The following is a 22653-nucleotide window of genomic DNA, read 5'->3' as shown; positions in this document are numbered from 1 at the left end:
CCGCCCGGCCACAGATGGTGCCACGGGCGGAAGGGCACTCAGGCGAGTTCGATCGTCACCGGGACCGCCGCGCCCAGCGTGTGACCGACCGGGGACGACGCGATCACCTTGGCGTGCAGGGCTTCCAGGTCGGCCTGCGGTGCGCCCGACTTGATCCGCACGCGGGCGGTGATCGAGTCGAAACCGGCGTGTCCCTCGGCCAGGCCCAGGAACACGTGCAGGTCGACGTCGCCCTTCACGTCGATCTCCAGGCTGTCCAGCGCGATGCCGGCGACGGTGGCGTTGGCCGCGTAGCCGACCGCGAGGCAGTTGCCCAGCGCGCCGAGCAACTGCTCCACCGGGTTGGGCGCGGTGTCGCCGCCGCCCAGCGCGGCGGGTTCGTCGGACGGCACGGGGTCGAAGCCGCGCACCTTGGACTCGGAGGTGAAGCCGCCCTGCCAGCGGACGTGGGCGGCCCAGGTGGTGGCGGCCCGGCTCGGGTCGTCGCGGACGGCGGAGACGAGGGCGCCGACGGCGGCGATGTCTACCCTGTTGAGGGCAACGTCGGTGGTCATGCCGGTCAGGATGCCGCTCCCGGCGCGGCCCGCACGGCGTGCTCGGATGGTGGGAGGACGGGCGCCCATCACCTTTTCGTGGTAATCGCCGACCACCTGCCCCACCCGGCCCCGGAATTGTCGGACCCCGCGGGCACGATGCCTCCCATGACGACCCCCAAGGAAGACCTGCACAACTACCTCCGAGTCGGACGCGAGGCGATCCTGTGGAAGCTCGACGGCCTGTCCGAGTACGACGTCCGCCGCCCGCTCACCCCGACCGGCACCAACCTGCTCGGTCTGGTCAAGCACCTGGCCCTGGTCGAGTCCGGCTACTTCGGCGCCACGTTCGGCCGCCCGTTCCCGCGCGAGGAACCGTGGATGACCGACGAGACCGAGCTGAACATCGACATGTACGCCAAGGCCGACGAGTCCCGCGAGCACATCGTCGGTCTGTACAAGGAGGTGTGGGCCCACTCCGACGAGACGATCGAGAGCCTGCCACTCGACGCGCCGGGCACAGTGCCTTGGTGGGCCGAGGACAAGCGTCAGGTCACACTGCACCGCATCCTGTCCCATGTGATCGCGGAGACGCACCGGCACGCGGGTCACGCCGACATCGTCCGGGAACTGATCGACGGCTTCGTCGGGCACCGCCAGGGCACCGACAACATGGCGACGCACGAGGAGTCGTGGTGGGTCTCCTACCGGGAGAAGGTCGAGCAGGAGGCCCGCGCGGCGGGTGCCAGTTGACACGCGCGGTCTCCACCGGCACGGCCACGGCAAACCCTGCTCACTGTCACGACCGGCGGCGAACACCGCCTGCCGACCATCGGCGGTGCACGGGTCGGCCGACCATGTGCGGACCGGCGGTTCGCGGGCCGGCGGTTTGGGTGTGCCGGTCGGCGGCGGTGCCCCGCCGCCGACCGCGAGGTCCCGTCATGGCTCACCGCGTGCGTTGCGTCGCGACCACGCAGGCCAGGACCACCAGACCGACGCCCACGCTCAGCGGGTCGACGTGCTCGTCCAGCAGCACCGCCGACCACACCAGCGTGAGCACCGGTTGCAGGGCCTGGACCTGGGCGACTCGGGCGACCCCGCCCCGGGCCAGCGCGGCGTACCAGGCGAAGAACCCGAGGAACATGGAGATCACGGTGACGTAGGCGAATCCCCACCACGCGTGCGCGGGAGCGGTGGCGAGGCCGTCGGTGGCGACCAGTGACAGCGGAACGGTGACCGGAAGGGAGAGGATCAGCGCCCAGCAGATCGTCCGGGCGCCGCCGAGTTCACGGGCCAGCACGCCGCCTTCGGCGTAGGCGAGTCCGCACACGAGCACGGCGGCGAGGAACCACAGGTCGGCGCTCCGGAAGCCGCCCTGGGCTCCACCCGACACGGCGATGAACACCAGCACCGCCGCGAGCCCGGCGCCGGCCGACAGCCAGAAGCGGGGTGACGGGCGTTCGCCGCCGCGCAGCACGCCGAACACGGCCGTCACGGCGGGCAGGAGGGCGATCACGATCGCGCCGTGCGCCGCCGTCGCCTGGGTGAGGGCGATGGAGGTGCACAGCGGGAACCCGATCACGACGCCGAACGCCACGATCGCGAGCCGCCGCCACTGCGCCGGTGTCGGTCGGGGTGCGCGGACGGCGGCCAGGTAGGCGGCGGCGAGCACACCGGCGCCGACGGCGCGGCCGAACGCGACGAACCACGGTGACAGCCCGTCCACCGCGAATCTGGTGCTGGGCAACGACAAGCTGAAGGCGGTGATGCCGAGCAGGCCGAGCAGTGTCGCGGCCGTTATCCGTCCGGACCGAGTAACGTTATCCTGTGCCGTCATGGATGATGATAACGCCGAGGCTGGTGTTATCCGGCTGCTCCGTGCCGCAGCGCACACCACGCCGCCGGGTGGTCGGTTGCCGTCGGTGCGGGCGGTCATGGGGGAACTGCACGTGTCGCCGGTGACCGTGCAGAACGCCCTGCGCCGCCTGGTCGCGGAAGGCATCGTCGAGGTGCGGCCCGGCAAGGGGACCTTCGCCGCGTCGACCCCGACGGCCGTGCACCCGACGCCCGACCTCCAGTGGCAGTCCGTGGCGCTGGGCGCGAAGCCGCCGGGCGACGAGGCGCTGCCCGAGTTGCTCGCCGTGCCGCGCCCGGAAGCGGTGCCGCTGTCCGGCGGGTACCTGGACCCCGGCCTCCAGCCCACGGCCGCGCTCGGTGCCGCGCTGGCCCGTGCCGCCCGTCGGCCGGACGCGTGGGCGCGTGGGCCGGTCGAGGGGCGGGACGACCTGCGGGCGTGGTTCGCCCGTGAGGCCGGTGGCGCGTTCCGGGCGGGCGACATGGTGGTGTGTCCGGGTGGACAGGCGGCGCTGTCGACGGCGCTGCGGGCGTTGACCGTGCCCGGTGACACGCTGCTGGTCGAGGCGCCGACGTACCTGGGCGCGATCGCGACGGCGCGGGCGGCGGGCCTGCGCGTGGTGGGCGTGCCGACCGACGCCGACGGGGTGCGGCCGGAGCTGTTGGCCGCCGCGTTCGCGCGGACCGGGGCGCGGTTGTTCTACTGCCAGCCGCTGTTCGCGAACCCGCACGGCGCGACGCTCGCCGTCCACCGCCGGGCCGAGGTGCTGTCGGTGTTGAGCGGTGCGGGGGCGTTCCTGTTGGAGGACGACTACGCCCGCGATCTGGCCATCGACGGCACCCCGCCGTCTCCGCTCGCGGCGGACGACGTGCACGGGCACGTGATCCACCTGCGGTCGTTGACGAAGTCGGCCGCGCCGGGTCTGCGCCTGGCGGGCATCGGCGCGCGGGGCGCGGCCGGTGCACGGCTGCGCACGGCACGGGTGATGGACGACTTCTTCGTCGCCGGGCCGCTCCAGGAGGCGGCGCTGGACGTCCTGTCGTCGCCGGCCTGGCGTCGCCACCTGGCCGCGCTGCGCATCGCGTTGCGCACGCGCCGCGACACCCTGCTCGCCGCGCTGGCCACGCACCTGCCGGAGGTCGTGCCGGTGACCGTGCCCAAGGGCGGTCTGCACGTGTGGGTCCGCCTGCCCGAGGACTGGGACGACCTGGAGGTCACCTCGGCCGCGATCGCCAACGGCGTGGTCGTGTCACCGGGCCGCCCCTGGCACGCGGGCGACCCGCCCGGCCCGCACCTGCGCCTGACCTACGGCGCGGCCGGTCCCGAGATCCTGGCCGAAGGCGTGCGCCGCCTGGCCGAGGCGGCGCACGCGATCCGCCCGCGACGCTGACCCGCCCCGGATTCCTTTGGTGCGCAGCGAATTCCTTTTTGCGGGCCGACGCACACCAGGTCGGGGAGAACCGGCGCCGTCCGCGTCGGACGTGATCCGGAGTCGGATGCGGCCCACCAGCCTGGCGCGACAGGCGAATCAGAACCGGCAGCCGAATCGAACCCGCGCGGTGCGTCGGGCACGGCCGACAAGCCAGGCGTGGCAGGCAAAGCAAACCAACGCGGAACCCCGACTCGAACGCAGCCCGCGTAGCGGAGTGAGGCCCGTGTCCGGCACAGGTCCGCATCGAACGCGGACCTTGCCGGACACGGGCCTCGCCGGCACAGGTCCGGCTGGCGCGTACCTCGTCGGGTATCGGCACAGGCTTGGCCTGACACAGTCTCGGCCGAGTTCGGGCCTGCCGGGCACGGGCAAGATCGGGTCGGGCAGGTTCGGGTCTGGTCTGGTCTGGTCTGGACCGGTCTGGCCGAGCGAGGCCGAGTGCGGTCCGGGCCGAGTGTGGTCGAAGTCGGGTCTGGCCGGCAGCGTCATCCCGGTGCGCGAAAGCCCCGCGCCGCGCGGAATCCGGCCGTCAGCTCACGCAGAGGGCCTTCGCCTCGACCACCGCGATGTAGGTGTTCGGACCCGCGCCGCGTTCGACCATGACGGTCCGGTAGTTCCAGTCGATGCAGTCCACGCCCACGGCCAGCACCCGGTTGCGGGCGTTCTGGCGGGCCAACGCCACGGCGAAGTCCTGAGTCGACGCGGTCCCGCCGGCGCCGGCCGAGCGAGGAACCGTGTACGCCGCGGCGGAAGCCTGCGACACGGGGACCAGAAGGGTGATCATCGCGGCGCTTGCCGCCGCGAGAGCCAGAATGCGTCTCATGACCCGATGCTGTCAGTCCGTCACCCTCCGCACATCGGCCGGTGCGGGCAGGGCGCGGAATCCGCTCGGCGCGGTGCCCTGCCGCCGAACGCAGCGGCTCACGCCACGCACAGCGCGTCGACCGCCACCAACGCGGTCCACTCGTTCTGGCGGGTGCGCTCGGTGGGCACGACCAACTGACTGGTCCAGTCGACGCAGTCCACACCTACGGCCAGGACCGCGACCCGGGCGTTGTAGCGGGCTCTCGCCTCGGCGTTGGCCTCCGACGTCCCGCGTCCGGAGGCCGTCGCCGAACGCGGAACCGTGTACGCGGCGGCGGAAGCCGGAGGCGCGGGCACCAGGGTGGCCAGCAGGGCGGCGACGATCAGGCTCTTCATCATGACCTGATGCTGTCAGCCCGTCACTCTCCGCACATCGGCCGGTGCGGGCAGGGCGCGGGATCCGCTCGGCGCATCCCGGGCCACCTCAGTCGGCAGTCTCCTCGTGCAGCACCACGACCGGAACCGAAGCGTGCAGCACGCAGTGCGCACTGACCCGGCCCAGGCCGGTCGTGGGTCTGTCGTGTGCGGCGAGCACCAGCAGCGTCGCCGAGCGGGCCGCCTCGACCAGCACCTCGGCCGCCGGGCCGGGCAGGCAGCGGCGGATGATCTGGGGGTGGCGCAGCCTGCCGGTGGCGGCGGTGACCAGGGCGTCGTCGACCAGTTCACGGGAGCGTTCCCGGGCCGGGACCGTGTTCTGCTGCCACGCGTTCACCACGTGCAGCGGAACGTCACGCTCCAGGGCCTGGTCCATCGCCCACGCCAACGCGCGCACCCCGGCGACCGTTCCGTCGACACCGACCACGACCGGACGCTTGCCCATGTCCACCTCCCGACTCACCCAGCCACTTCCCGTACCGGGACGAGCCTTCCCGACCGGACGGTCCCCGATGAGTGGCCGCGGCCCCGGCCGGGTCGGGACTTTGGACCCTGCGGAGTCGCCGCTCCGCTGCCGACCGCGCGCGAGGCCGCCCGAGCCACCGCACAGTGGCGTCCGCCCTCGGAACGCCACCCGCGTGGAGCAGTCGCGGCTACTCCGCGGCCGGCCGGACGACCGCCAACGGGCACGGCGCGTGGTGGATCAGGGCCTGGCTGGTCGAGCCGAGCAGCAGTCCCGCGAACCCGCCCCGACCGCGAGTGCCGGCCACCAGCAGCGACGCGCCGGCCGCGTGGTCGAGCAACGCGCGCACCGGCAGTTCCCGTACCACCGCACGGGTCACGGCCACGTCCGGGTACTTCGCGCCCCACCCGGCCAGGCGTTCGGCGAGCACCCGGTGCTCGCCCGCCTCGACGGCCGCCCAGTCGGCGCCGAAGCGCTCGCCCAGCGGACCGTCGACCAACGCGTCCGTCCACGCCAACACCGCGACCAGTCCGACACCACGAAGCGAAGCCTCCTCGAACGCGTATGCCACCGCGGCCTCGGCCGTCGGCGAACCGTCGACGCCCACGACCACGGGCCCGTCCACCGCCTCGGTCCCGCGCACGACCACCACCGGGCACCGGGCGTGCGCGGCCAGCGCCACGGCGACGGACCCGATCAGCAGACCGGTGAACCCGCCGAGCCCGCGCGAACCGACCACGACGCAGGACGCGGCGGCCGACCGCCCGACCAGCGTGGCCGCCGCGTCGCCGGGCACGACCTCGACGGTCACCGGCACGTCGGCGACCAGTGCCCGCGCGCGTTCCAGGTGCTCGCGACCGGCTTCCTCCAACGCGCGCCGCACCTCGCCGCCGGTCAGCACGACCTGCGGATAGCCGCGCACGGGCGTCGGGTACACGTGCACCAGGTCCAGGCCGACACCCCGTCGCGCGGCCTCGGCCGCCGCCCAGCGCACGGCGTCCAGCGCCGATTCCGAGCCGTCGACTCCCACCAAGATCGGCGCACCCATCGCGAAACTCCCATAGTCGGCGAAACCGTCGTCCTCGACGTTAGGCAGGGCCGGTCCGCAAGAACGCGGTCGAAAGTCCCGATCGTGCGTCGCCCGTCCGGACCCCGCATCCTGGGACGGACGGGACCTTCGGCCCTGGGGCGCGGGCCCGTCGTGCCCCAGGGTCGGGACGGACGGCGATGAGAGGCGGGACGAGTGGCACGCGTGTTCCTGGTCGACGACCACGAGGTCGTGCGGATCGGCGTGAGGGAACTGCTCAACAGCGGCGACGACCTGGAGGTCGTCGGCGAGGCGGGCTCGGTCGCCGAGGCGTTGGCCCGGGTGCCGGGCAGCGGCGCCGACGTGGCCGTGCTGGACGTGCGACTGCCCGACGGCAACGGCATCGAGCTGTGCCGGGAGCTGCGGTCGCTGATGCCCGAGCTGCACTGCCTGATGCTCACCTCGTTCACCGACGACGAGGCCCTGTTCGACGCGATCATGGCGGGCGCGTCCGGGTTCGTGCTCAAGCGCATCCTGGGCAACGACCTGCACAACGCCGTGCGCACGGTCGCGGCCGGCGGATCGCTGCTGGACGCCCGGTCGACCGCCGCGCTGCTCGACCGCATCCGCCGCGAACGCGAGCAGGGCGACCCGCTCCGGGTGCTGACCGACCAGGAACGCGTGGTGCTCGACCACATCGGGCAGGGGCTGACCAACCGGCAGATCGCCGAGAAGATGTTCCTGGCCGAGAAGACGGTCAAGAACTACGTCTCGCACCTGCTGGCGAAGCTCGGCCTGGAGCGCCGCACGCAGGCGGCCGTGCTGTCCAACAAGCTGCGCAAGCCCGCCATCCACCCGGAGGAGTGACGGCCGGACGAGTCGGGGTCAGATCCCGACCTGGTTGTCGATCAGCCACTTGTCGCCGGACTTGACCAGCGTGAAGAGGTTGTTCTCGGACTTCTGCGCGCCGCTGAGGTCGGTGTAGTTGACGGTGGCGGACACCTGGTTCTCGCCGACCACCTGGACGTTCGAGAGCGAGACCGCGCTGTATCCGGCCCAGAAGTTCCGGTAGTAGTCGTAGTCGACGCCGCGCCCGTTGCGGAACGACTCGGTGAGCGTGGGGAACGCCGCGTCGATGTTGCCGGGCAACAGGGCGTAGTAGTCGACGAGCGCTTTGTCTGGCGTGACGGCGGCCGGCGGGACGGTCGTCGGCGGCGGTGCCTCCGAGGTCGTGCTCGTCACGGGAGTCTCGCCCTGCGGGGGCGGCTGTCCGGCGTCCGACGTCGGCGGGGCGGACGTGGCGACCGTCTGCCCGGTCGTCGTCGTGGTGGTGTCCGCGGCCTTGTCGTCCTTGCCCCGGCTACGGGTGATCAGGAACGCGACCGTGCCCACCACGACCATGATCAGCACGACGGCGACCAGGGCGAACCGCTTGCGCTGCGGGTCCTCCTCCTCGACGACCGGCTCGGGTTCCGGTTCCGACTCGGGTTCGGGCTCCGGCAACTCGGTGGTCGCCTTGGCCGGCGGCACGACGCGGGTCGGCTCGGCTTCCACGGGCGTCGGCGAGGCCAGGACGGTCACAGGCTCGACCGAGATCTCCTGGAGCATGCGCGCCGCCTCGGCCATCGTCGGCCGGGCCCCGGGGTCCGCGTCGAGCAGGCGCAGCAGCACGGGTTCGAGCGCACCGGCGTTCTCCGGCGCCGGAAAGGTCCCCGCCGCGGCCCGGTGCAGCAACGCGATGGCGTTGGTGTCCTCGCCGAACGGCGGACTGCCCTCCAGCGCCGCGTAAAGCGTGGCACCGAGCCCGAACACGTCGGCCGGGAAGTCAGCCGGCGAGCCCTGGGCCACCTCGGGCGCCAGGTAGGCGGGCGTGCCGACGAGCAGGCCCGACGAGGTCACGGTCGCCTCGTCGGCGGCCCGGGACGTGCCGAAGTCGGTGACCTTGACCGTGCCGAACTCGGTGACCAGGACGTTGCCGGGCTTGACGTCGCGGTGCACGACACCGGCCTTGTGGGCGGCGGCGAGCCCTTCGGCGAGTTGGACGGCGATGCGGCGGACCTCGTCGGCGGGCAGCGTGCCGCGTTCGGAGATCACCGCCGACAGGCTCTTGGCCGGCAGGTACTCCATGACCAGCCACGGGTGGCCCTCGTCCTCGACCACGTCGTAGAGGGCGATCACGTTGGAGTGCTGGAGGCGGGCCGCGATGCGGGCCTCGCGCACCGCCCGTCGGGTCGACTCCTCATCGAAACCGTTGCGCGCCAAGAGTTCCTTGACGGCGACGATGCGCCGGAGCCGGGTGTCCTCGGCACGCCACACGACGCCCATGCCACCCGCGCCGAGCTTCTCCGTCAGCCGGTACCTGCCGGCGACCGTGCGGTCGACCACCGAAACGCTCCCGTCCCTCCGCGCACGTCGAGACCCTTGGATACCCGGACGGGCGACCGTCGAACGTGTGCGCACCCATCTTGCCGCACCCACCCCTATGCCTCCGCGACCGGCCCGAGTGGACGAACGCGTGCGCCGGACGGGCGAGGCGATCACCAAGCGTCAGGGCAGGAGGATCGACTTGCCCCGCGTGTGCCCCGCCTCCAGCCAGGCATGTGCGGCGGCGGCCTCGGACAACGGGAACGTGCGGTCGATCGTGACGGTGAACCGGCCCGCCGCCACGGCCTCGGCCACGGCGGCGAACTCGCCCGGATCGGGCTCCGCCCCGCCGGAGAACCGCACCCCGTGGCGTTCCGCCTCCGGGTCGGCGATGGTCACCACCCGGTCGGGACCGCCGGCCAGGGCGATCGAGTCGGGCAGGGCACCCCGGCCGGCGACGTCGAACACGGCGTCCACGCCGCCCGGCGAGATCTCCCGGACCCGGTCCACCAGTCCGGCGCCGTAACGGACCGGCGTCGCGCCCAGCGACCGGAGGTGGTCCTGGTTCGCGTCGCCCGCGGTGCCGACGACCCGCGCGCCTCGGGCAACCGACATCTGCACCGCGATCGTGCCGACCGCGCCCGCCGCGCCGTTGACCAGCACGGTCTCCCCCTGCGCCACGTCCAGCGCACGCAGCACGCGGCCCGTGACCTCCACGGCGACCGGCAGCGCGGCGGCCAGGCTCCAGTCCAGCCCGACGGGTTTGCGCGCCACGGCGGTGGCCAGTGCACGTTCGGCGTAGGCGCCGCCGTCCACCAGGCCGAACACCTCGTCGCCGACGGCGAAATCGTCCACTGTGGACTCGACGACGACGCCCGCCGCCTCCAGGCCGAGCACGGCGGGCAGGTCGAGGGGCATGACGTCGCGGAACGCCCCCGAGCGCACCTTGACGTCGAAGGGGTTCAGACCGATCGCGCGCACCGCGATCAGCACCTGCCCCGGACCGGGGGACGGGGTCGGCACGTCGGCCTCGACGAGCACCTCGGGGCCGCCGTATCCGGACAGCACGACAGCTCTGGTCATGACACGAGTCCTTTCCGCGAAGTCGTCCCCCACCAGACCACGACCGCGCACCGGTCCGCATCCCGCATCCCGGAACGGGGAATGCGGTCCGTCACCGGCCGGTTACCGCGATCATGACCATCGGCACGGTCCTCGGTGCGGGACCCGACAGCACGAACTACGTCGACGACGTCGTGGCGCAGGCCCGCCTGGCGGCGGACGCCGGCCTCGAGTCCGGCTGGTTCGCCCAGATCTTCCACTACGACGCCATCGCCCTCGCCGCCGTCGTCGGCACGCGGGTGCCGGAGCTGCGGCTGGGCACCAGCGCGGTCCCGATCTACGGCCGCCACCCGCTCCCGCTGGCCGCCGCGGCGCAGACCGCGCAGGCCGCCACGCACAACAGGTTCACCTTCGGCATCGCGTTAGGCGCCAAGGACTTCGTCGAGCCCGTGTTCGGCGTGAAGCACGAACGTCCCGCGTTGAGGCTGCGCGAGTACCTCACGGTGTTCGACACGCTGTTCAAGACCGGCACGGTCGACTTCGCGGGCGAGACGGTCGTCGCGCGCACGCCCTTCCCGGCGGCCTTGCCGGGCGCCGAGCCGCCGTCGGTGGTCGTGGCCGTGATGGGACCGAAGGCCGTGCGGGTGGCGGGCGAACTGTCCGACGGCATCCAGCCCTACCTCGCGAACCCGAAGGCCCTGGAGACGATCGTCGCGGACCTGCGCGCGGGTTCGGGCGGCGCCGATCGACGGGTCATCGCGCTCGTCCCGATCGTGGTGACCGACGACGTCGAGGGCGCGCGCGAACGTGCCGCCGCCGACCTCGCGCTCTACGAGACCGTCCCGTCCTACCAGCGGGTGCTCGGACTCGGTGCCGTCGAGCGCGCGGCGGACCTGGCGGTCATCGGCGACGAGAAGACCGTCGCCGACCAGGTGCGCCGCTACTTCGAGGCCGGCGCGACCGAGGTCGTCGCGGCGAACACGAACCTGGGCGGGCCCGGGGACCAGGAACGGACCTGGCGCCTGCTCGGCTCACTGCGGGACTGAGCCCGCCATCCGGAATTCCTATCGAGACCCATAAGCTTTGTCGAAACAGACGGCCGCGCACCGCCGGTGCGCGGCCGAGCCATTAGCGGACCGGATGGACCGCCATCGACAACGATATCGCCCTTGCCCCGTTCAGTGGATTCCGAAAACGGACATCCGCCGCGTAGCGTGCCCCGCAGGCAATACGCCGCGATCCGCGAAGGACTCCGAAGCATGGTGGATTCACCGGAATTTCTGGTCGTCTTGAACGACGAGGAGCAGTACTCGGTCTGGTTCGCCGACCGCGATCTCCCCCTGGGCTGGCGGGCCGAAGGCACGCGCGGTACCAGGGAAGAGTGCCTGGAGCACATCGGTCGCGTGTGGACCGACGCGCGTCCGCGCAGCGTCCGCGAACACCTGCGCGCCCACGGCGGCTGAGTCCGCCGATCTATTTCCCGCCCGATCTTCCGGGCGTCGACGTCCTGCCGTGAACCGGCCGTGAATTGTTTCGCGGCCTACCGGCGCATGCTCGCAACAATCGGGGAGGTCTGTCGTGCACGCGGAACCGGGAAGCGTTCCGGCCCTGCCGCTGCAAAGTGGCATGGTGGCCGCCGGACTGCGCGATCCGGAGGCCGGGACGGATGTCGTCCAGTGCGTCCTGCGGTGGTCGGCGGAGTACGACCGGGACGCCTACCTCGCGGCGTGGCGCGCGGCGGTCGACCGGCACCCGGTGCTGCGCACGCGGCTGCGGTGGCGCCCGGACGGCGGCGCCGACCAGGTCCTGACCCCGGCGGCGGACGTGCCGGTCGGCAACGACGACACGGTCTCCGACGTGGCCGCGTTCCTGCGCGAGGACCGGCGACGCGGCGTCGACCCGGTGTCCGGTCCGGCACTGCGGGTCGTCGCGCTGCCCGGCGGCGTCGTCGTGGTGACGTTCCACCACGCGATCCTCGACGGCCGGTCGCTGGCGATGCTGCTGGCCGAGATCGACGACGACTACGCGGCCCGGCTGGGCGGCCCGGCGGCGGTCCTCCCGGACCGCCCCGACTTCGCCGACTACGCCCGGTGGCACGCGGCACGCCCGACCGAGGCCGACGAACGGTTCTGGCGCACGGAACTCGCCGACCTGCCCGACACCGGCCCGCTGCCGTTGGAGCACGCCGCGTCCGGCCCGGTCCGCATGGCCACGGCCGCGTTGGAGCTGTCCGACGAGGAAACCACGTCGGTGCGTGCGCTCGCCGCGACCACCGGCGTCACCGTCAACACGGTCGTGCTCGCCGCGTGGAGCCTGCTGCTGGCCGCGCACTCCGGCGACGACGAGTCCGCGTTCGCGGTGACCCGCGCGGCCCGGCACGGCACGGTCGAGGGCGCGGCGGACATGATCGGCCTGCTCATCGCCACGACGCCGCTGCGCCTGCCGGTCGACCGGGACGCCTCCGTCCGCACCTGGCTGGGTGCCGTGCGGGCACGGTCCGTCGCCGCCCGCGACCACCAGCTCGGCCCGGTGCCCGAGGCCGGGCGGGTGCGCAGCCTCGTGCTGTTCGAACACCGCGAGATCAACACCGTGCTCGCGGACCGGGCGACCACGCCCTCCGACCGGCACGTCGAGATCCTGCGCACGCCCGGCTACGCGGTGACGCTCTACGCGTTCGCCGAACCCCGGTTGAGCCTGCGGCTGATCCACGACGCGGCGCGGTTCCCGGACTGGGCGCCGGACGTGCTGCTCGGGCACGTGCGCGACCTGCTCACCGGTCTGGCACGGGACCCCGACCGGCCCGTGCGCGCGGTCGGCGAACCCCGCGGCCTGGACCTGGCCGGGTGGAACGACACCGCCGTGCCGTACCCGGCGGACGCCACGATCCCGGACCTGTTCGCCGAGCAGGTCCGCCTGCGGCCCGACGCGGACGCGGTGCTCACGCCGTCGGGCTGGCTCTCCTACGCGGAACTCGACCGGCGCGCGAACCGCCTGGCACACCTGCTGGTGGCCCGCGGCGCCCGTCCCGACCGGCCGGTGGGCGTCGCCCTGCCGCGCGGCGCGGACCTGGTCGTCACGCTGCTCGCCGTGCTCAAGGCGGGCGCCGCGTACCTGCCGCTGCACCCGGGCAACCCGGCGGCCCGCGACGCGGCGGCGTTGCGGGCGGCGGGCGCGTCGCTCGTGGTGGCGGACCGGCCGCTCGACCTGCCCGCGACCGTCGTCCTACTGTCCGAAGTGGACGACCGACTGCCGGACACCGCGCCGGACGTGCGCGTGCACCCGGACGGCCTGGCCTACGTCAACCACACGTCGGGGTCGACCGGCCGGCCCAAGGGCGTCGCCGTGCCGCACCGGGGCGTGGTGCGGCTGGTGAGCGACCCGAGCTTCGCGACGTTCGGTCCGGGGCGGACGTTCCTGCACCTGTCCGCGACCGCGTTCGACCTGACCACGCTGGAGGTGTGGGGCGCGCTGCTGACCGGCGGTCGCGTGGTGCCCGCGCCCGAGGGGCCGCCCGACCCGGCCGTGCTGGGCCCGCTGCTGCGCGAGCACGACGTGTCCGTGCTGTGGCTGACCGCCGGGCTGTTCCACCAGCTCGACCCGGCGCTGCTCACGTCCGTCGACCACCTGCTGGCGGGCGGCGACGTGCTGGCGCCGGACGCCGTGCGGGCCGCGTTGGCGGCACGGGACGGGAAGCCCGTGGTCAACGGCTACGGGCCGACCGAGAACACCACGTTCACCACGTGCCACGTGATGACCTCGCCCGACGAGGTCGGCGCGACCGTGCCGATCGGCACGCCGATCCAGCGGACCACGGCGTACGTGCTCGACGACGACATGCGCCCGGCGCCGGTCGGCGTGCCGGGCGAGCTGTACACGGGCGGCGCCGGACTGGCCCGGGGCTACCAGGGCGAACCCGCGCTGACCGCGGCCAAGTTCGTACCCGACCCGTTCGGCGCGGCCGGGCGGCGGCTGTACCGCACGGGCGACCGCGCGCGGTGGCGGCCCGACGGCGTGCTGGAGTTCCTCGGCCGGGTCGACCGGCAGGTGAAGGTGCGCGGGTTCCTGGTCGAACCCGCCGAGGTCGAGGCCGTGCTGCGGCGGCACGCGGGCGTGTCGGCGGTCGCGGTGGTGCCGGCGGGCGACGACGACACGCGCCACCTCGTGGCGTACGTGGTCGGGTCGGCGGACGGGCTGCGCGAGCACGCCGCCGACCACCTGCCCGCCTACCTGTGCCCGGCCCGGTACGTGGTGCTGGACGCGTTGCCGCTCAACAGCAGCGGCAAGGTCGACCGCGCGGCGCTGCCGGCGGCCGGTGGCACGGACGTCCGGACCGGCACCGCGCCCGCGCCCGGTACGCAGACCCGGCTGGCCGGGTTGTGGCGCATGCTGCTCGGCGTCGGGCGGGTGCACGCGGAAGACGACTTCTTCGCCGTCGGCGGCAACTCGCTGCTGGCCGTGCGGCTGGCGTTCCGGGTCCGCGAGGAGTTCGGCGTCGAGGTGCCGATCGCCGAGCTGCACCGGGCCCGCACGTTGGCCGCGTGCGCCGAGGCGGTCGACCGCGCGGGCACGACGACCACCCCGCCGATCACCCGCCGCGACCGCTCGTCCTACCGCGTGCCGACGCGCGCACCGGCCGACACCCGCCCCGGCGGCACCGCCCAGACCCGCCCGGCGACCGCGCACACCCGCCCGCCGGTGCCCGCCACGGCCTTCGGGTCCGCGGGCGGCGCGGCGCCGACCCAGGCCGTCGCCGAAAGGACCGAAGCCGGTCCCGCGACGACACCGACCAGCCGCACTGCCGACGATTCGGCACCCACCGACAAGAAAGCCGGAGCGGGGGTGATCGACCTGAACGCGGACGACCTGCTTCCGACCGCCGCCGACAAGACCGGCGTGACGGCACCGAACCCGACGGCGGCGGGCACCGCGACCGGTGCGCGCGCGGGCGATCCGGTTCCGACCCGCATCCCGCCGACTGCCACCGCGAGCACCGAAGTGGCATCACCGGGCCGCACGGCCCCGGACGCCGGTCAGTCCCCTGCCCGCTCCGACACACGGTCTGCGGCACAGATCGGGCACACCGACCCGACCGGGCACAACCGGGACATGGTCGGCCGGCTGCCCGACCACCTCGTCTCGTCCGGCGGCGACTGGGCGGTGTGGCGGTGGGTCGAGCTGCGGGGTACCGGGTTCGGGATCGAGCCGTTGGTGGCGTTGGGCAGTCCCGCCGCCGCACGTGCCGCCGACGACGTGCACGCGGCACGGGAAGCCCTCGGCGAAGCACGGTGGGCGGCGTTCCGGGCGTTGCGCGCCGTGGAGGACGCGGCGAGCGGTGACGAGCGTGCCACCCTCCGGCGGGTCGGCCGCCTGGTGCGCAAGGGCCGGTTCGCCGAGGCCCGCGGACTCGTCGCCGGTCCGGCCGACGCGGTGGCGGCGTTGACGCTCGCGGCGCGGGCGGCCGAGCGGGTCGCCGAAGCCGAGGCCGACTACGCCGGGCGGTTCGAGCACGCCCGCGTCGAGGTCGCCGGGATCCTGCGCGGCGTGGCCGGCGACGCCCGGTTCCGCGAGGCCGTGGCCTGGCAGAACCCGCGCGCGCTGGTCACCGCGGTCGACGCCCTGCGCGCCGCCTCCCCCGCCGCCGCGCGCAACGTCGACTACCGGCGGTGGGAGCACACCGTCGTGGCCTACCTCCAGCGGTACTGCGCGAAGAACGACACCATCGGCTTCTTCGGCCCGGTCGGCTGGGCCTACGTGCGGGACGACGCGCCGGCCGCGCTCACCTCGGTGCCCGGCGCCGGCCTGGTCGACCGGCGCACCGTGTACCTGGAGAACTGGGCCGTCCAGGAGTTGGCCGAAGTGCTGACCACCGACGAGGTCCGGCCGTGGGCCGCGCCGCGCCGGATGCCGTTCGTGGACGTCGTGGGCAACGTCCTGCACGTGCCGATGACCGCGCCGGTCGTGCTGGACGACGCCGAGGCCCGCGTGCTGGCCGCGTGCGACGGGCACCGGCGGGCGGTCGACATCGCGGCCGGGCTGTCCGATGTGGACGATGTGTTCGGGGTGCTCGACCGACTGCGCAAGGCCCGGCGGATCGCGTGGACGTTCGAGGTCGCGCCGAGCGCGCTGGTGCCCGAGCGCGAACTGCGCCGCCAGGTCGAGCGGATCGACGACCCGGCCGTCCGCGACCGGATCGCCGCGACCCTCGACGAGGTCGAGCGCGGCCGGGGCGAGGTGGCCGACGCGGTGGGCGACCCGGACCGCCTGGTCCACGCGATCGGCGCGCTCCAGGAGAAGTTCACCGCCATCACCGGCACGGCCGCCGTCCGCCGGCCCGGCCTGTTCTACGCCGGGCGGACCGTGGTGCACGAGGAGTGCCGCCGCGACCTGGACGTCACCCTCTCCCCCGCGCTGCTGGACACCCTCTCGCCCGGCCTGGACCTGGTGCTGGAGGCCGCGCGCTGGTTCACCGCCGCCGGTGCGGCGCTGTACGGGAAGGCGTTGCGCGAGGTCTACCGCCGCCGGGTCGAGGCGACCGGAGATCCGACCGTGCGGCTCGCCGACTTCTGGCTGTGGGCCAACGACACCATCTTCCGGCTCGACGAACGGCTCATCGCCCGGCTTGTCACCGCCCTTCAACGCAAGTGGGCGGACGCGTTGGGTGCGCACGACCCGGACGAGAGCCGTGTCCACTACGAGGTCGACCAGGTGCGGGACGCGGTGCGCAAGGCGTTCGCGACCGCCCGGCCGGGCTGGCGCGGCGCCGTGCAGCACAGCCCGGACGTGTTGATCGCGGCGAAGGACGCCGCCGCCGTCCGCGCCGGGGACTACCACTGGGTGCTCGGCGAGGTGCACCCCGGCGTCAACACCATGCGGGCGGCGCTGTTCGTGTCGCAGCACCCGGACCCGGTGCAACTGCGCGACTCCATGGCGGCAGACCTGGGCGGACCCCGGGTCGTGCTGTCGACCACCCGCGAGGAGGGCGGCACGCCGCAACGCCTGGCCGACGCCCTGGTCCTGCCCCGGGACCTGCGGATCGCGTTCGGCCACGACGCGTGCGGGCCGGACCTGCTGGGCGCGGTGCCGGTCGGCGAGTGCGTCATCGTCGAGGACGGCGGCCGGCTCGTCGTGCGCGACCGGTCCGGCCGCGTGGACCACGACCTGGTCGAGCTGCTCAACGAGCAGATCATGGCCCAGCTCGTGCAGCACTTCCGCCTGTTGCCCGCCGGTGCGCACACCCCGCGCGTGTCCCTGGACCGGCTCGTGGTGGCCCGCGAGACGTGGCGGCTCAAGTCCGCCGACGCGCGGTTCGCGTTCGGCCCGGACGAGCCCACCCGGTTCCTGGACGCGCAGGCGTGGCGCATCGCCAACGCCATGCCGCGCTACGTGTTCGTGAAGAGCCCGGTGGAGCACAAGCCGTTCTACGTCGACTTGGCGAGCCCGCCCTCGGTGGAGCTGTTCGCGCACGCCGTGCGCGCGCTCGACCGGGAACGGCCGGACGCGCCCATGACCGTGGGCGAGATGTTGCCCGACCCGGACCACCTGTGGCTGACCGACGCCGCGGGCAACCGGCACACCGCCGAGTTCCGGGTCGTCGCGGTCGACCGGCGCGGGTGGCGCCACTTCGAGGAGGGAGCACGGTGAGCGTGCCCGAGGTGTTCAGATTCCCGGCGTCGTCGGGGCAGCGCCGGCTGTGGCTGCTCGACCAGCTGCTGCCGGGCAGCCCGGTGTACAACATCGGCTGGCGGGTCGCGGTCGACGGTCCGCTCGACGTCGACCGGCTGCGGTCCGCGCTCGCCGACGTCGTGGACCGGCACGAGGCGTTGCGCACCACGCTGGTCGCGCCCGACGGCGTGCCCGAGCAGGTCGTGGCGTCGACCGTCCCGGTGGAGCTGCCGGTCGTCGACGTGGCCGCCACCGAGGTCGCGGCGCGGGTGCGCGACCAGGTCCGGGTCGCGTTCGACCTGGAGACCGGGCCGCTGTTCCGGGCGGTGCTGCTGCGACTCACGGCGGACCGGCACGTGCTGGTGCTCGTACTGCACCACGCAATCGCCGACGGCTGGTCGTGCGCGGTGCTGTTCGACGAGCTGGCCCGCCGGTACGCGGGCGAGGACCTGCCCGAGCCGCCCATCGGCTACCCGGATTACGCGCTGTGGCAACAGGAACAGAGCTTCGACGACGGGTACTGGCGCGAACGGCTGCGCGACGTGCCGACCGTGCTCGCGCTGCCCACCGACCGCCCGCGCCCCGAGCGGCCGACGGGTCGGGGCGCCGAGTTGCGGGCCCGGATCCGGGTCGGCGACGGCTCGTTCGCACGGCTGCTCGCCCTGTTCGGCTGCGTGCTGCACCGGGTGACCGGGCAGGCCGACCTCCTGGTGGCCACGCCGGTCGCCGCGCGGACCAGGCCGGAGACCGAGGGCCTGGTCGGGTTCGTGGCCAACACGGTGCCGCTGCGCGCGACCTTCGACGAGGACACGACCGTGCGCGACGCGGTCACGGCGGCCGAGCGCGAGACCGTGGCCGCGGTGGCGCACCAGGACCTGCCGTTCGAGCGGATCGTGGAACTCGCCGACGTGCCGCGCTCGCTCGCGCACTCGCCGTTGGTGCAGGTGCTGTTCGCGGTCGAGCCGGTCCCCGGCGTCCGGACCGCGGGCGACGTGCGGTTCGGCCCCGAGCCCGTGCACAACGGCGGCGCCAAGTTCGACCTGTCGCTGACCGTGGAACGCGCGGGCGAGGACTGGTTCGCGCGCTGGCAGTACGACGCCGAGCTGTTCGACCGGGCCTCGGTCGTGGCCCTGCACGACGCTTTCACGGCCGTGCTCGACGCCGACGCGGACACCCCGGTCGCCGAACTCCCCCTCGTCCGGTCCACTTCGGACACCGCCGCCGGACTGGTGCTCGACGCGGTGGCCGCCCACCCGGACGCGGTCGCCCTCGCGGGCGAACTGACCTGCGGCGAGCTGGACCGGGCCGCGAACCGGCTGGCGCACGCCCTGCTCGCGGCGGGCGCCCGGCCCGACGAGCCCGTGGCGCTGTGCCTGGACCGCGGCGCGGCCACGCTGGTCGGCGTGCTGGCCGCGTGGAAGGCCGGTGCCGGTTACCTGCCGCTGGACCCGTCGTGGCCGGTGCACCGGTTGACCTCGATGGCCACCGACGCGGGCACGCCCGTGCTGGTCACGGACGGCTCGGTGGCGGTCGGCGGCCCGTGGACCACGGTCGATTCCCGTGCCGTGCACGAGTTTCCGGACACGCCGCCCCAGGCCGTGCCGCAGCACCCCGGCATGCTCGCCTATGTCCTCTACACGTCGGGGTCGACCGGCACGCCCAAGGGCGTCCGCGTGACGCAGGGCGGCCTGGGCGCGTTGCTGTCGGCCATGGACGACGTCCTCGACCTCGGGTCCGACGACCTGCTCGCGTCGATCACCACGCCCGCGTTCGACGTGTCGACCGTGGAGATGTTCGTGCCGCTGCTGCGCGGCGTGCCGCTGACCGTGCTCGACGCGGACGAGGTCGCCGACGGCGCGTTGCTGCGCGCCCGGATCGACGAGTCGGGCGCGACCGTCGTACAGGGTGGCCCGGCGAGCTGGCGCATGGTCGTGGCGGCGGGCGGCGTGCCCGACCGGGTGCGGCTGCGGATCAGCGGCGGCGAGGCCATGACCCGCGACCTCGCGGACGAACTCCAGTCCGGCGGCGCGACGGTGATCGACGGCTACGGCCCGACCGAGACGACCGTGTACTCGGCGGTCGGCGTGGTCGCCCGCGCACCGCACCCGGTGCGGCTGGGGCCGGCGATCGCGGGCACGACGCTGCACGTGCTCGACCGCGCGCTGCGGCCGGTGCCGCCGGGCGTGATCGGCGAACTGCACATCGGCGGCGCGGGCGTGGCCCGCGGCTACCACGGGCGTCCGGACCTGACCGCCGCGAAGTTCGTGCCCGACCCCTTCGGCACCGGCGGGCGCCTGTACGCCACGGGCGACCTGGTCCGGCGGCGGGTGGACGGCGGGTTGGAGTTCCTGGGCCGCGCCGACCGGCAGCTCAAGATCCGCGGCTACCGGATCGAGCCGGGCGAGGTCGAGGCCGTGCTCCGGGCGCACCCGGACGTGGCCGACGCGGTCGTGGTCGCGTGGTCGGCGAACGCCTCCGACGTGCGACTGGTCGCCTACGTCGTCCCGGCCGCGCCGGCCGACGTGCGCGAGCACCTGGCCGCGCACCTGCCCGAGTACATGCTCCCGGCGTCGGTGGTGGACCTGGAGTCCGTCCCGCGCACGGGCACCGGCAAGGTCGACCGGTCCGCGCTGCCCGAGCCGACGTGGCACACCGCGTCGGCGGACCGGGTCGAGCCGCGCGACGAGACCGAGGCGAGCATGGCCGTGATCTGGCGCGCGGTGCTGAGCATCCCGGAGGACGTGCCGCTGGGCGTGCACGACAACTTCTTCGCGCTGGGCGGACACTCGCTGACCGCGACCCAGATGCTGGCCCGGGTCCGCACCACCCTGTCCGCGCAGGTGCCGTTGGCCGCGCTGTTCGCCGCGCCCACGATCGCCGGTCTGAGCGTCGCGGTCCGGGGCGCCGACGACCACCTGGCCCGGGGACCGGTGCCGCTGCTGGACCAGCTCGACGACCTGTCCGACGCCGAGATCGACCGGCTCCTGGGCACCCTGTCCGACGGCGAGGACGTCCTGTGAGCCGCACGGCGGTCGTGGTCGGCGCCGGGCTGTCCGGCTCGCTGATGTCGGTGTACCTGGCCCGGCGGGGCTTCGCCGTCCGGGTGCTCGAACGGCGGGGCGACCCGCGCACGCCGGGCGTGCGCGAGGAGGGCCGGTCGATCAACCTCGGCCTGTCCCAGCGCGGCATCGTGGCGTTGCGCGAGGTCGGCCTGCTCGACCGGCTCAAGCCGGCGACCGTGCCGATGCGCGGTCGGGTCGTGCACGCACCGGACGGCACGCTGCGCTTCCAGCCCTACGGCACCGAAGAGGACCAGGTGCTGCACTCGGTGCTGCGGCACGACCTCAACGTGGCGCTGATCGACGAGGCCGAACGGCTGGGCGTCGACTTCCGCTGGGGGCACCGGGTCACGGCCGTCGACCGCACCGTCCCCTCGGTGATCGCCGGCGAGGAGCACGCGGCCGACCTGGTCGTGGGCGCGGACGGCGCGTTCTCCGCGGTGCGCGCGCAGCTCGCCCGCGGGCTGCGGATGGACCTGCACCAGGAATACCTGGAGTGGGGCTACCGGGAGCTGCTCATCCCGTTGGACGACGGCGGAAAGCCGCGTACCGACCCCTATGCCCTGCACGTGTGGCCGGGCGACGACGGGCTGATCGTGGCCCACCCCAACGCGGACGGCACGCTCACCGCGACGATCTTCCTGCCGTTCGAGGGCCCGGCCGGGTTCGCGGGTCTGGACACGCCCGAGCGGGTGCGCGCGTTCTTCGCGGACCGGTTCCCGGACGTGCCCGCGCTCATCCCGGACGTGGTGGAGCAGTTCCTGGACCACCCGCCCGCGAGCCTGGTCACGATCCGCGCGTCGCCGTGGCACACGGCCACCGACGACGGGCGCGGCACGGTCCTGCTCGGCGACGCGGCCCACGCGGTGTACCCGTTCTACGGGCAGGGCATGAACGCCGCGTTCGAGGACTGCTCGGTCCTGGACCGCTGCCTGGCCGCGCACCCCGACGACCTGCCCGCCGCGTTGGCGGCGTTCGAGCGCTTCCGCCGTCCGCACACCGACGTGCTGGCGGAACTGTCCAAACGCAACTTCGTCGAGCTTCGCGACCGCGTGCGCTCGCCGCTGTTCCTGGCCCGGCGCAAGGCCGATCTGTTGCTGCACAGGTGGTTCCCACGCGCGTGGGTCCCGCTCTACACCCTGGTTTCCCATACCACCACTCCGTACGGCGAGGCACTGGCCCGGGTCCGGCGCCAGGACCGCCTGTTGGGCGGTGTCACCGCCGCGCTCACCGGCGCGGTCCTCGCGGGGCTGGCACACCGGTCCCGAGCCGGAAGGAAGGTGAGTTGATGCTGTTCCACCCGACAGGCGCGACCCACCCGCTCGTGGAGACGGCCGATTTCCGCGGTCCGTTGCCCGACGGGGTGGCGGCCTACGGTCCCGCGTTGCGCGCGGTGTTCGACTGGGCGGGCGAGTACCTCGTCGGACCGCACCCCGAGCTGGGGCGGCGCGGCGCGGTGTGCCCGTTCACCGACACCTCGTTGCAGCGCGGGCTGTTCTGGATCTCGGTGCACCCCGGTGTGCCGCACGGTCCCGACGAGCTGGCCGAGCTGCTGCTGCACTACCGGGACTGGTTCGTCGACCTGGCGCCCACCGCGGGCCCGGCCGCGCAGTTCAAGACGATCCTGGTGCTGTTCCCGGACCTGGCCGACCACACCGTGGTCGACCGCACCCAGGAGCTGCTCAAGCCCGACTACACCCAGCAGGGGCTGATGATCGGCGAGTTCCACCCCGGTCCCCCCGACAAGGCGGGCCTGTGGAACCCGGCGTTCCGGCCGCTGCGCAGCCCGGTGCCGCTGCTCGCGGTCCGGCACATGGTCCCGACCGACTTCCCGTTCCTGCGCGACGACGACGCGACCGTGGCCGCCTACCTCCAGCGCTTCGGCGACCGGGTGCCGGGCCACCTGCGCGGCGACGTGAGCGCCGCCGCCGACCGCCTCGCCACGTCCGGGAGCTGA

Annotated in this window: 17 protein-coding genes; 9 read left to right on the top strand and 8 right to left on the bottom strand. The window is 73.9% G+C overall.

All coding sequences use genetic code 11. The annotated features are described in order from the left end of the window. Nucleotides 1–38 precede the first annotated feature (38 nt). On the bottom strand, nucleotides 39–554 hold the full coding sequence (locus F4559_RS12100; RefSeq protein WP_184668461.1) for an OsmC family protein: 516 nt from the start codon (nucleotides 552–554) through the stop codon (nucleotides 39–41). 147 nt (nucleotides 555–701) lie between these two features. Between F4559_RS12100 and F4559_RS12095 the strand changes: the two genes are divergently transcribed. Further along, complete coding sequence (locus tag F4559_RS12095) at nucleotides 702–1286, top strand: DinB family protein (RefSeq protein ID WP_184668459.1); 585 nt, start codon at nucleotides 702–704, stop codon at nucleotides 1284–1286. A 193-nt stretch (nucleotides 1287–1479) separates the two neighbouring features. Here the strand turns inward: F4559_RS12095 and F4559_RS12090 are convergent, their stop codons facing one another. After that, nucleotides 1480–2370, bottom strand: coding sequence for a DMT family transporter (locus F4559_RS12090; protein ID WP_184668456.1), 891 nt, complete (start codon nucleotides 2368–2370; stop codon nucleotides 1480–1482). Here F4559_RS12090 and F4559_RS12085 point away from each other — a divergent pair. Beyond that, nucleotides 2369–3778, top strand: a complete 1410-nt coding sequence (locus F4559_RS12085) for an aminotransferase-like domain-containing protein (protein ID WP_184668454.1) — start codon at nucleotides 2369–2371, stop codon at nucleotides 3776–3778. The two genes, F4559_RS12090 and F4559_RS12085, sit on opposite strands and share 2 nt — an antisense overlap. Nucleotides 3779–4349: 571 nt before the next feature. Here F4559_RS12085 and F4559_RS12080 read toward each other — a convergent pair. From F4559_RS12080 to F4559_RS12065, 4 genes are all read right to left on the bottom strand, one after another. Continuing rightward, entirely contained in the window at nucleotides 4350–4643 is a 294-nt protein-coding gene (locus F4559_RS12080; protein ID WP_184668452.1) for a hypothetical protein, read from the bottom strand. A 98-nt stretch (nucleotides 4644–4741) separates the two neighbouring features. Next, nucleotides 4742–5023 carry a hypothetical protein gene (locus F4559_RS12075; protein WP_246445166.1) on the bottom strand — a complete coding sequence of 94 codons (282 nt, stop codon included), beginning with the start codon at nucleotides 5021–5023 and terminating at the stop codon, nucleotides 4742–4744. 85 nt (nucleotides 5024–5108) lie between these two features. Next, nucleotides 5109–5504 (bottom strand): universal stress protein, encoded by a 396-nt coding sequence (locus tag F4559_RS12070; RefSeq protein ID WP_184668450.1) that lies wholly within the window; start codon nucleotides 5502–5504, stop codon nucleotides 5109–5111. Nucleotides 5505–5712: 208 nt separating this feature from the next. Then, nucleotides 5713–6570, bottom strand: coding sequence for a universal stress protein (locus F4559_RS12065; RefSeq protein ID WP_184668448.1), 858 nt, complete (start codon nucleotides 6568–6570; stop codon nucleotides 5713–5715). 195 nt (nucleotides 6571–6765) lie between these two features. On the opposite strand from F4559_RS12065, the gene F4559_RS12060 reads away from it, so the two are divergent. After that, the gene (locus F4559_RS12060; RefSeq protein ID WP_184668446.1) at nucleotides 6766–7416 is read left to right on the top strand and encodes a response regulator transcription factor; all 651 of its coding nucleotides are present in this window, start codon (nucleotides 6766–6768) and stop codon (nucleotides 7414–7416) included. A gap of 18 nt (nucleotides 7417–7434) precedes the next feature. On the opposite strand, the gene F4559_RS12055 is transcribed toward F4559_RS12060, so the two are convergent. Both F4559_RS12055 and F4559_RS12050 read right to left on the bottom strand, forming a co-directional pair. After that, nucleotides 7435–8934 carry a serine/threonine-protein kinase gene (locus F4559_RS12055; protein WP_312865605.1) on the bottom strand — a complete coding sequence of 500 codons (1500 nt, stop codon included), beginning with the start codon at nucleotides 8932–8934 and terminating at the stop codon, nucleotides 7435–7437. 162 nt (nucleotides 8935–9096) lie between these two features. Then, a complete protein-coding gene (locus F4559_RS12050) occupies nucleotides 9097–9996 on the bottom strand; it encodes an NADP-dependent oxidoreductase (protein WP_184668444.1) in 900 nt (299 codons plus the stop codon). Nucleotides 9997–10109: 113 nt separating this feature from the next. Here F4559_RS12050 and F4559_RS12045 point away from each other — a divergent pair, with 113 nt between their 5' ends. From F4559_RS12045 to F4559_RS12020, 6 genes are all read left to right on the top strand, one after another. After that, nucleotides 10110–11021 (top strand): TIGR03564 family F420-dependent LLM class oxidoreductase, encoded by a 912-nt coding sequence (locus F4559_RS12045; protein ID WP_184668442.1) that lies wholly within the window; start codon nucleotides 10110–10112, stop codon nucleotides 11019–11021. Between the two features lie 213 nt (nucleotides 11022–11234). Beyond that, nucleotides 11235–11438 carry an MbtH family protein gene (locus tag F4559_RS12040; RefSeq protein WP_184668440.1) on the top strand — a complete coding sequence of 68 codons (204 nt, stop codon included), beginning with the start codon at nucleotides 11235–11237 and terminating at the stop codon, nucleotides 11436–11438. Between the two features lie 115 nt (nucleotides 11439–11553). Next, the gene (locus F4559_RS12035; RefSeq protein ID WP_184668438.1) at nucleotides 11554–17616 is read left to right on the top strand and encodes a non-ribosomal peptide synthetase; all 6063 of its coding nucleotides are present in this window, start codon (nucleotides 11554–11556) and stop codon (nucleotides 17614–17616) included. Continuing rightward, nucleotides 17613–20657 (top strand): non-ribosomal peptide synthetase, encoded by a 3045-nt coding sequence (locus F4559_RS12030; protein WP_221447207.1) that lies wholly within the window; start codon nucleotides 17613–17615, stop codon nucleotides 20655–20657. Before F4559_RS12035 ends, F4559_RS12030 begins: the two co-directional genes overlap by 4 nt. Then, on the top strand, nucleotides 20654–21985 hold the full coding sequence (locus F4559_RS12025) for an FAD-dependent oxidoreductase (protein ID WP_312865604.1): 1332 nt from the start codon (nucleotides 20654–20656) through the stop codon (nucleotides 21983–21985). The genes F4559_RS12030 and F4559_RS12025 overlap by 4 nt, the downstream gene beginning before the upstream one ends. After that, nucleotides 21985–22653, top strand: coding sequence for a DUF6875 domain-containing protein (locus F4559_RS12020; RefSeq protein WP_184668437.1), 669 nt, complete (start codon nucleotides 21985–21987; stop codon nucleotides 22651–22653). Before F4559_RS12025 ends, F4559_RS12020 begins: the two co-directional genes overlap by 1 nt.

Source organism: Saccharothrix violaceirubra, assembly GCF_014203755.1.
Classification (GTDB): domain Bacteria; phylum Actinomycetota; class Actinomycetes; order Mycobacteriales; family Pseudonocardiaceae; genus Actinosynnema; species Actinosynnema violaceirubrum.
The sequence above is the reverse complement of the archived record's forward strand: the minus strand, read 5'-3'. Positions and strand labels throughout refer to the sequence as shown.

Coding starts and splice junctions, on each gene's coding strand:
- F4559_RS12100 (WP_184668461.1), bottom strand. CDS start 554: ATGACCACCGACGTTGCCCTCAACAGGGTAGACATCGCCGCCGTCGGC.
- F4559_RS12095 (WP_184668459.1), top strand. CDS start 702: ATGACGACCCCCAAGGAAGACCTGCACAACTACCTCCGAGTCGGACGC.
- F4559_RS12085 (WP_184668454.1), top strand. CDS start 2,369: ATGGATGATGATAACGCCGAGGCTGGTGTTATCCGGCTGCTCCGTGCC.
- F4559_RS12090 (WP_184668456.1), bottom strand. CDS start 2,370: ATGACGGCACAGGATAACGTTACTCGGTCCGGACGGATAACGGCCGCG.
- F4559_RS12080 (WP_184668452.1), bottom strand. CDS start 4,643: ATGAGACGCATTCTGGCTCTCGCGGCGGCAAGCGCCGCGATGATCACC.
- F4559_RS12075 (WP_246445166.1), bottom strand. CDS start 5,023: ATGATGAAGAGCCTGATCGTCGCCGCCCTGCTGGCCACCCTGGTGCCC.
- F4559_RS12070 (WP_184668450.1), bottom strand. CDS start 5,504: ATGGGCAAGCGTCCGGTCGTGGTCGGTGTCGACGGAACGGTCGCCGGG.
- F4559_RS12065 (WP_184668448.1), bottom strand. CDS start 6,570: ATGGGTGCGCCGATCTTGGTGGGAGTCGACGGCTCGGAATCGGCGCTG.
- F4559_RS12050 (WP_184668444.1), bottom strand. CDS start 9,996: ATGACCAGAGCTGTCGTGCTGTCCGGATACGGCGGCCCCGAGGTGCTC.
- F4559_RS12045 (WP_184668442.1), top strand. CDS start 10,110: ATGACCATCGGCACGGTCCTCGGTGCGGGACCCGACAGCACGAACTAC.
- F4559_RS12040 (WP_184668440.1), top strand. CDS start 11,235: ATGGTGGATTCACCGGAATTTCTGGTCGTCTTGAACGACGAGGAGCAG.
- F4559_RS12020 (WP_184668437.1), top strand. CDS start 21,985: ATGCTGTTCCACCCGACAGGCGCGACCCACCCGCTCGTGGAGACGGCC.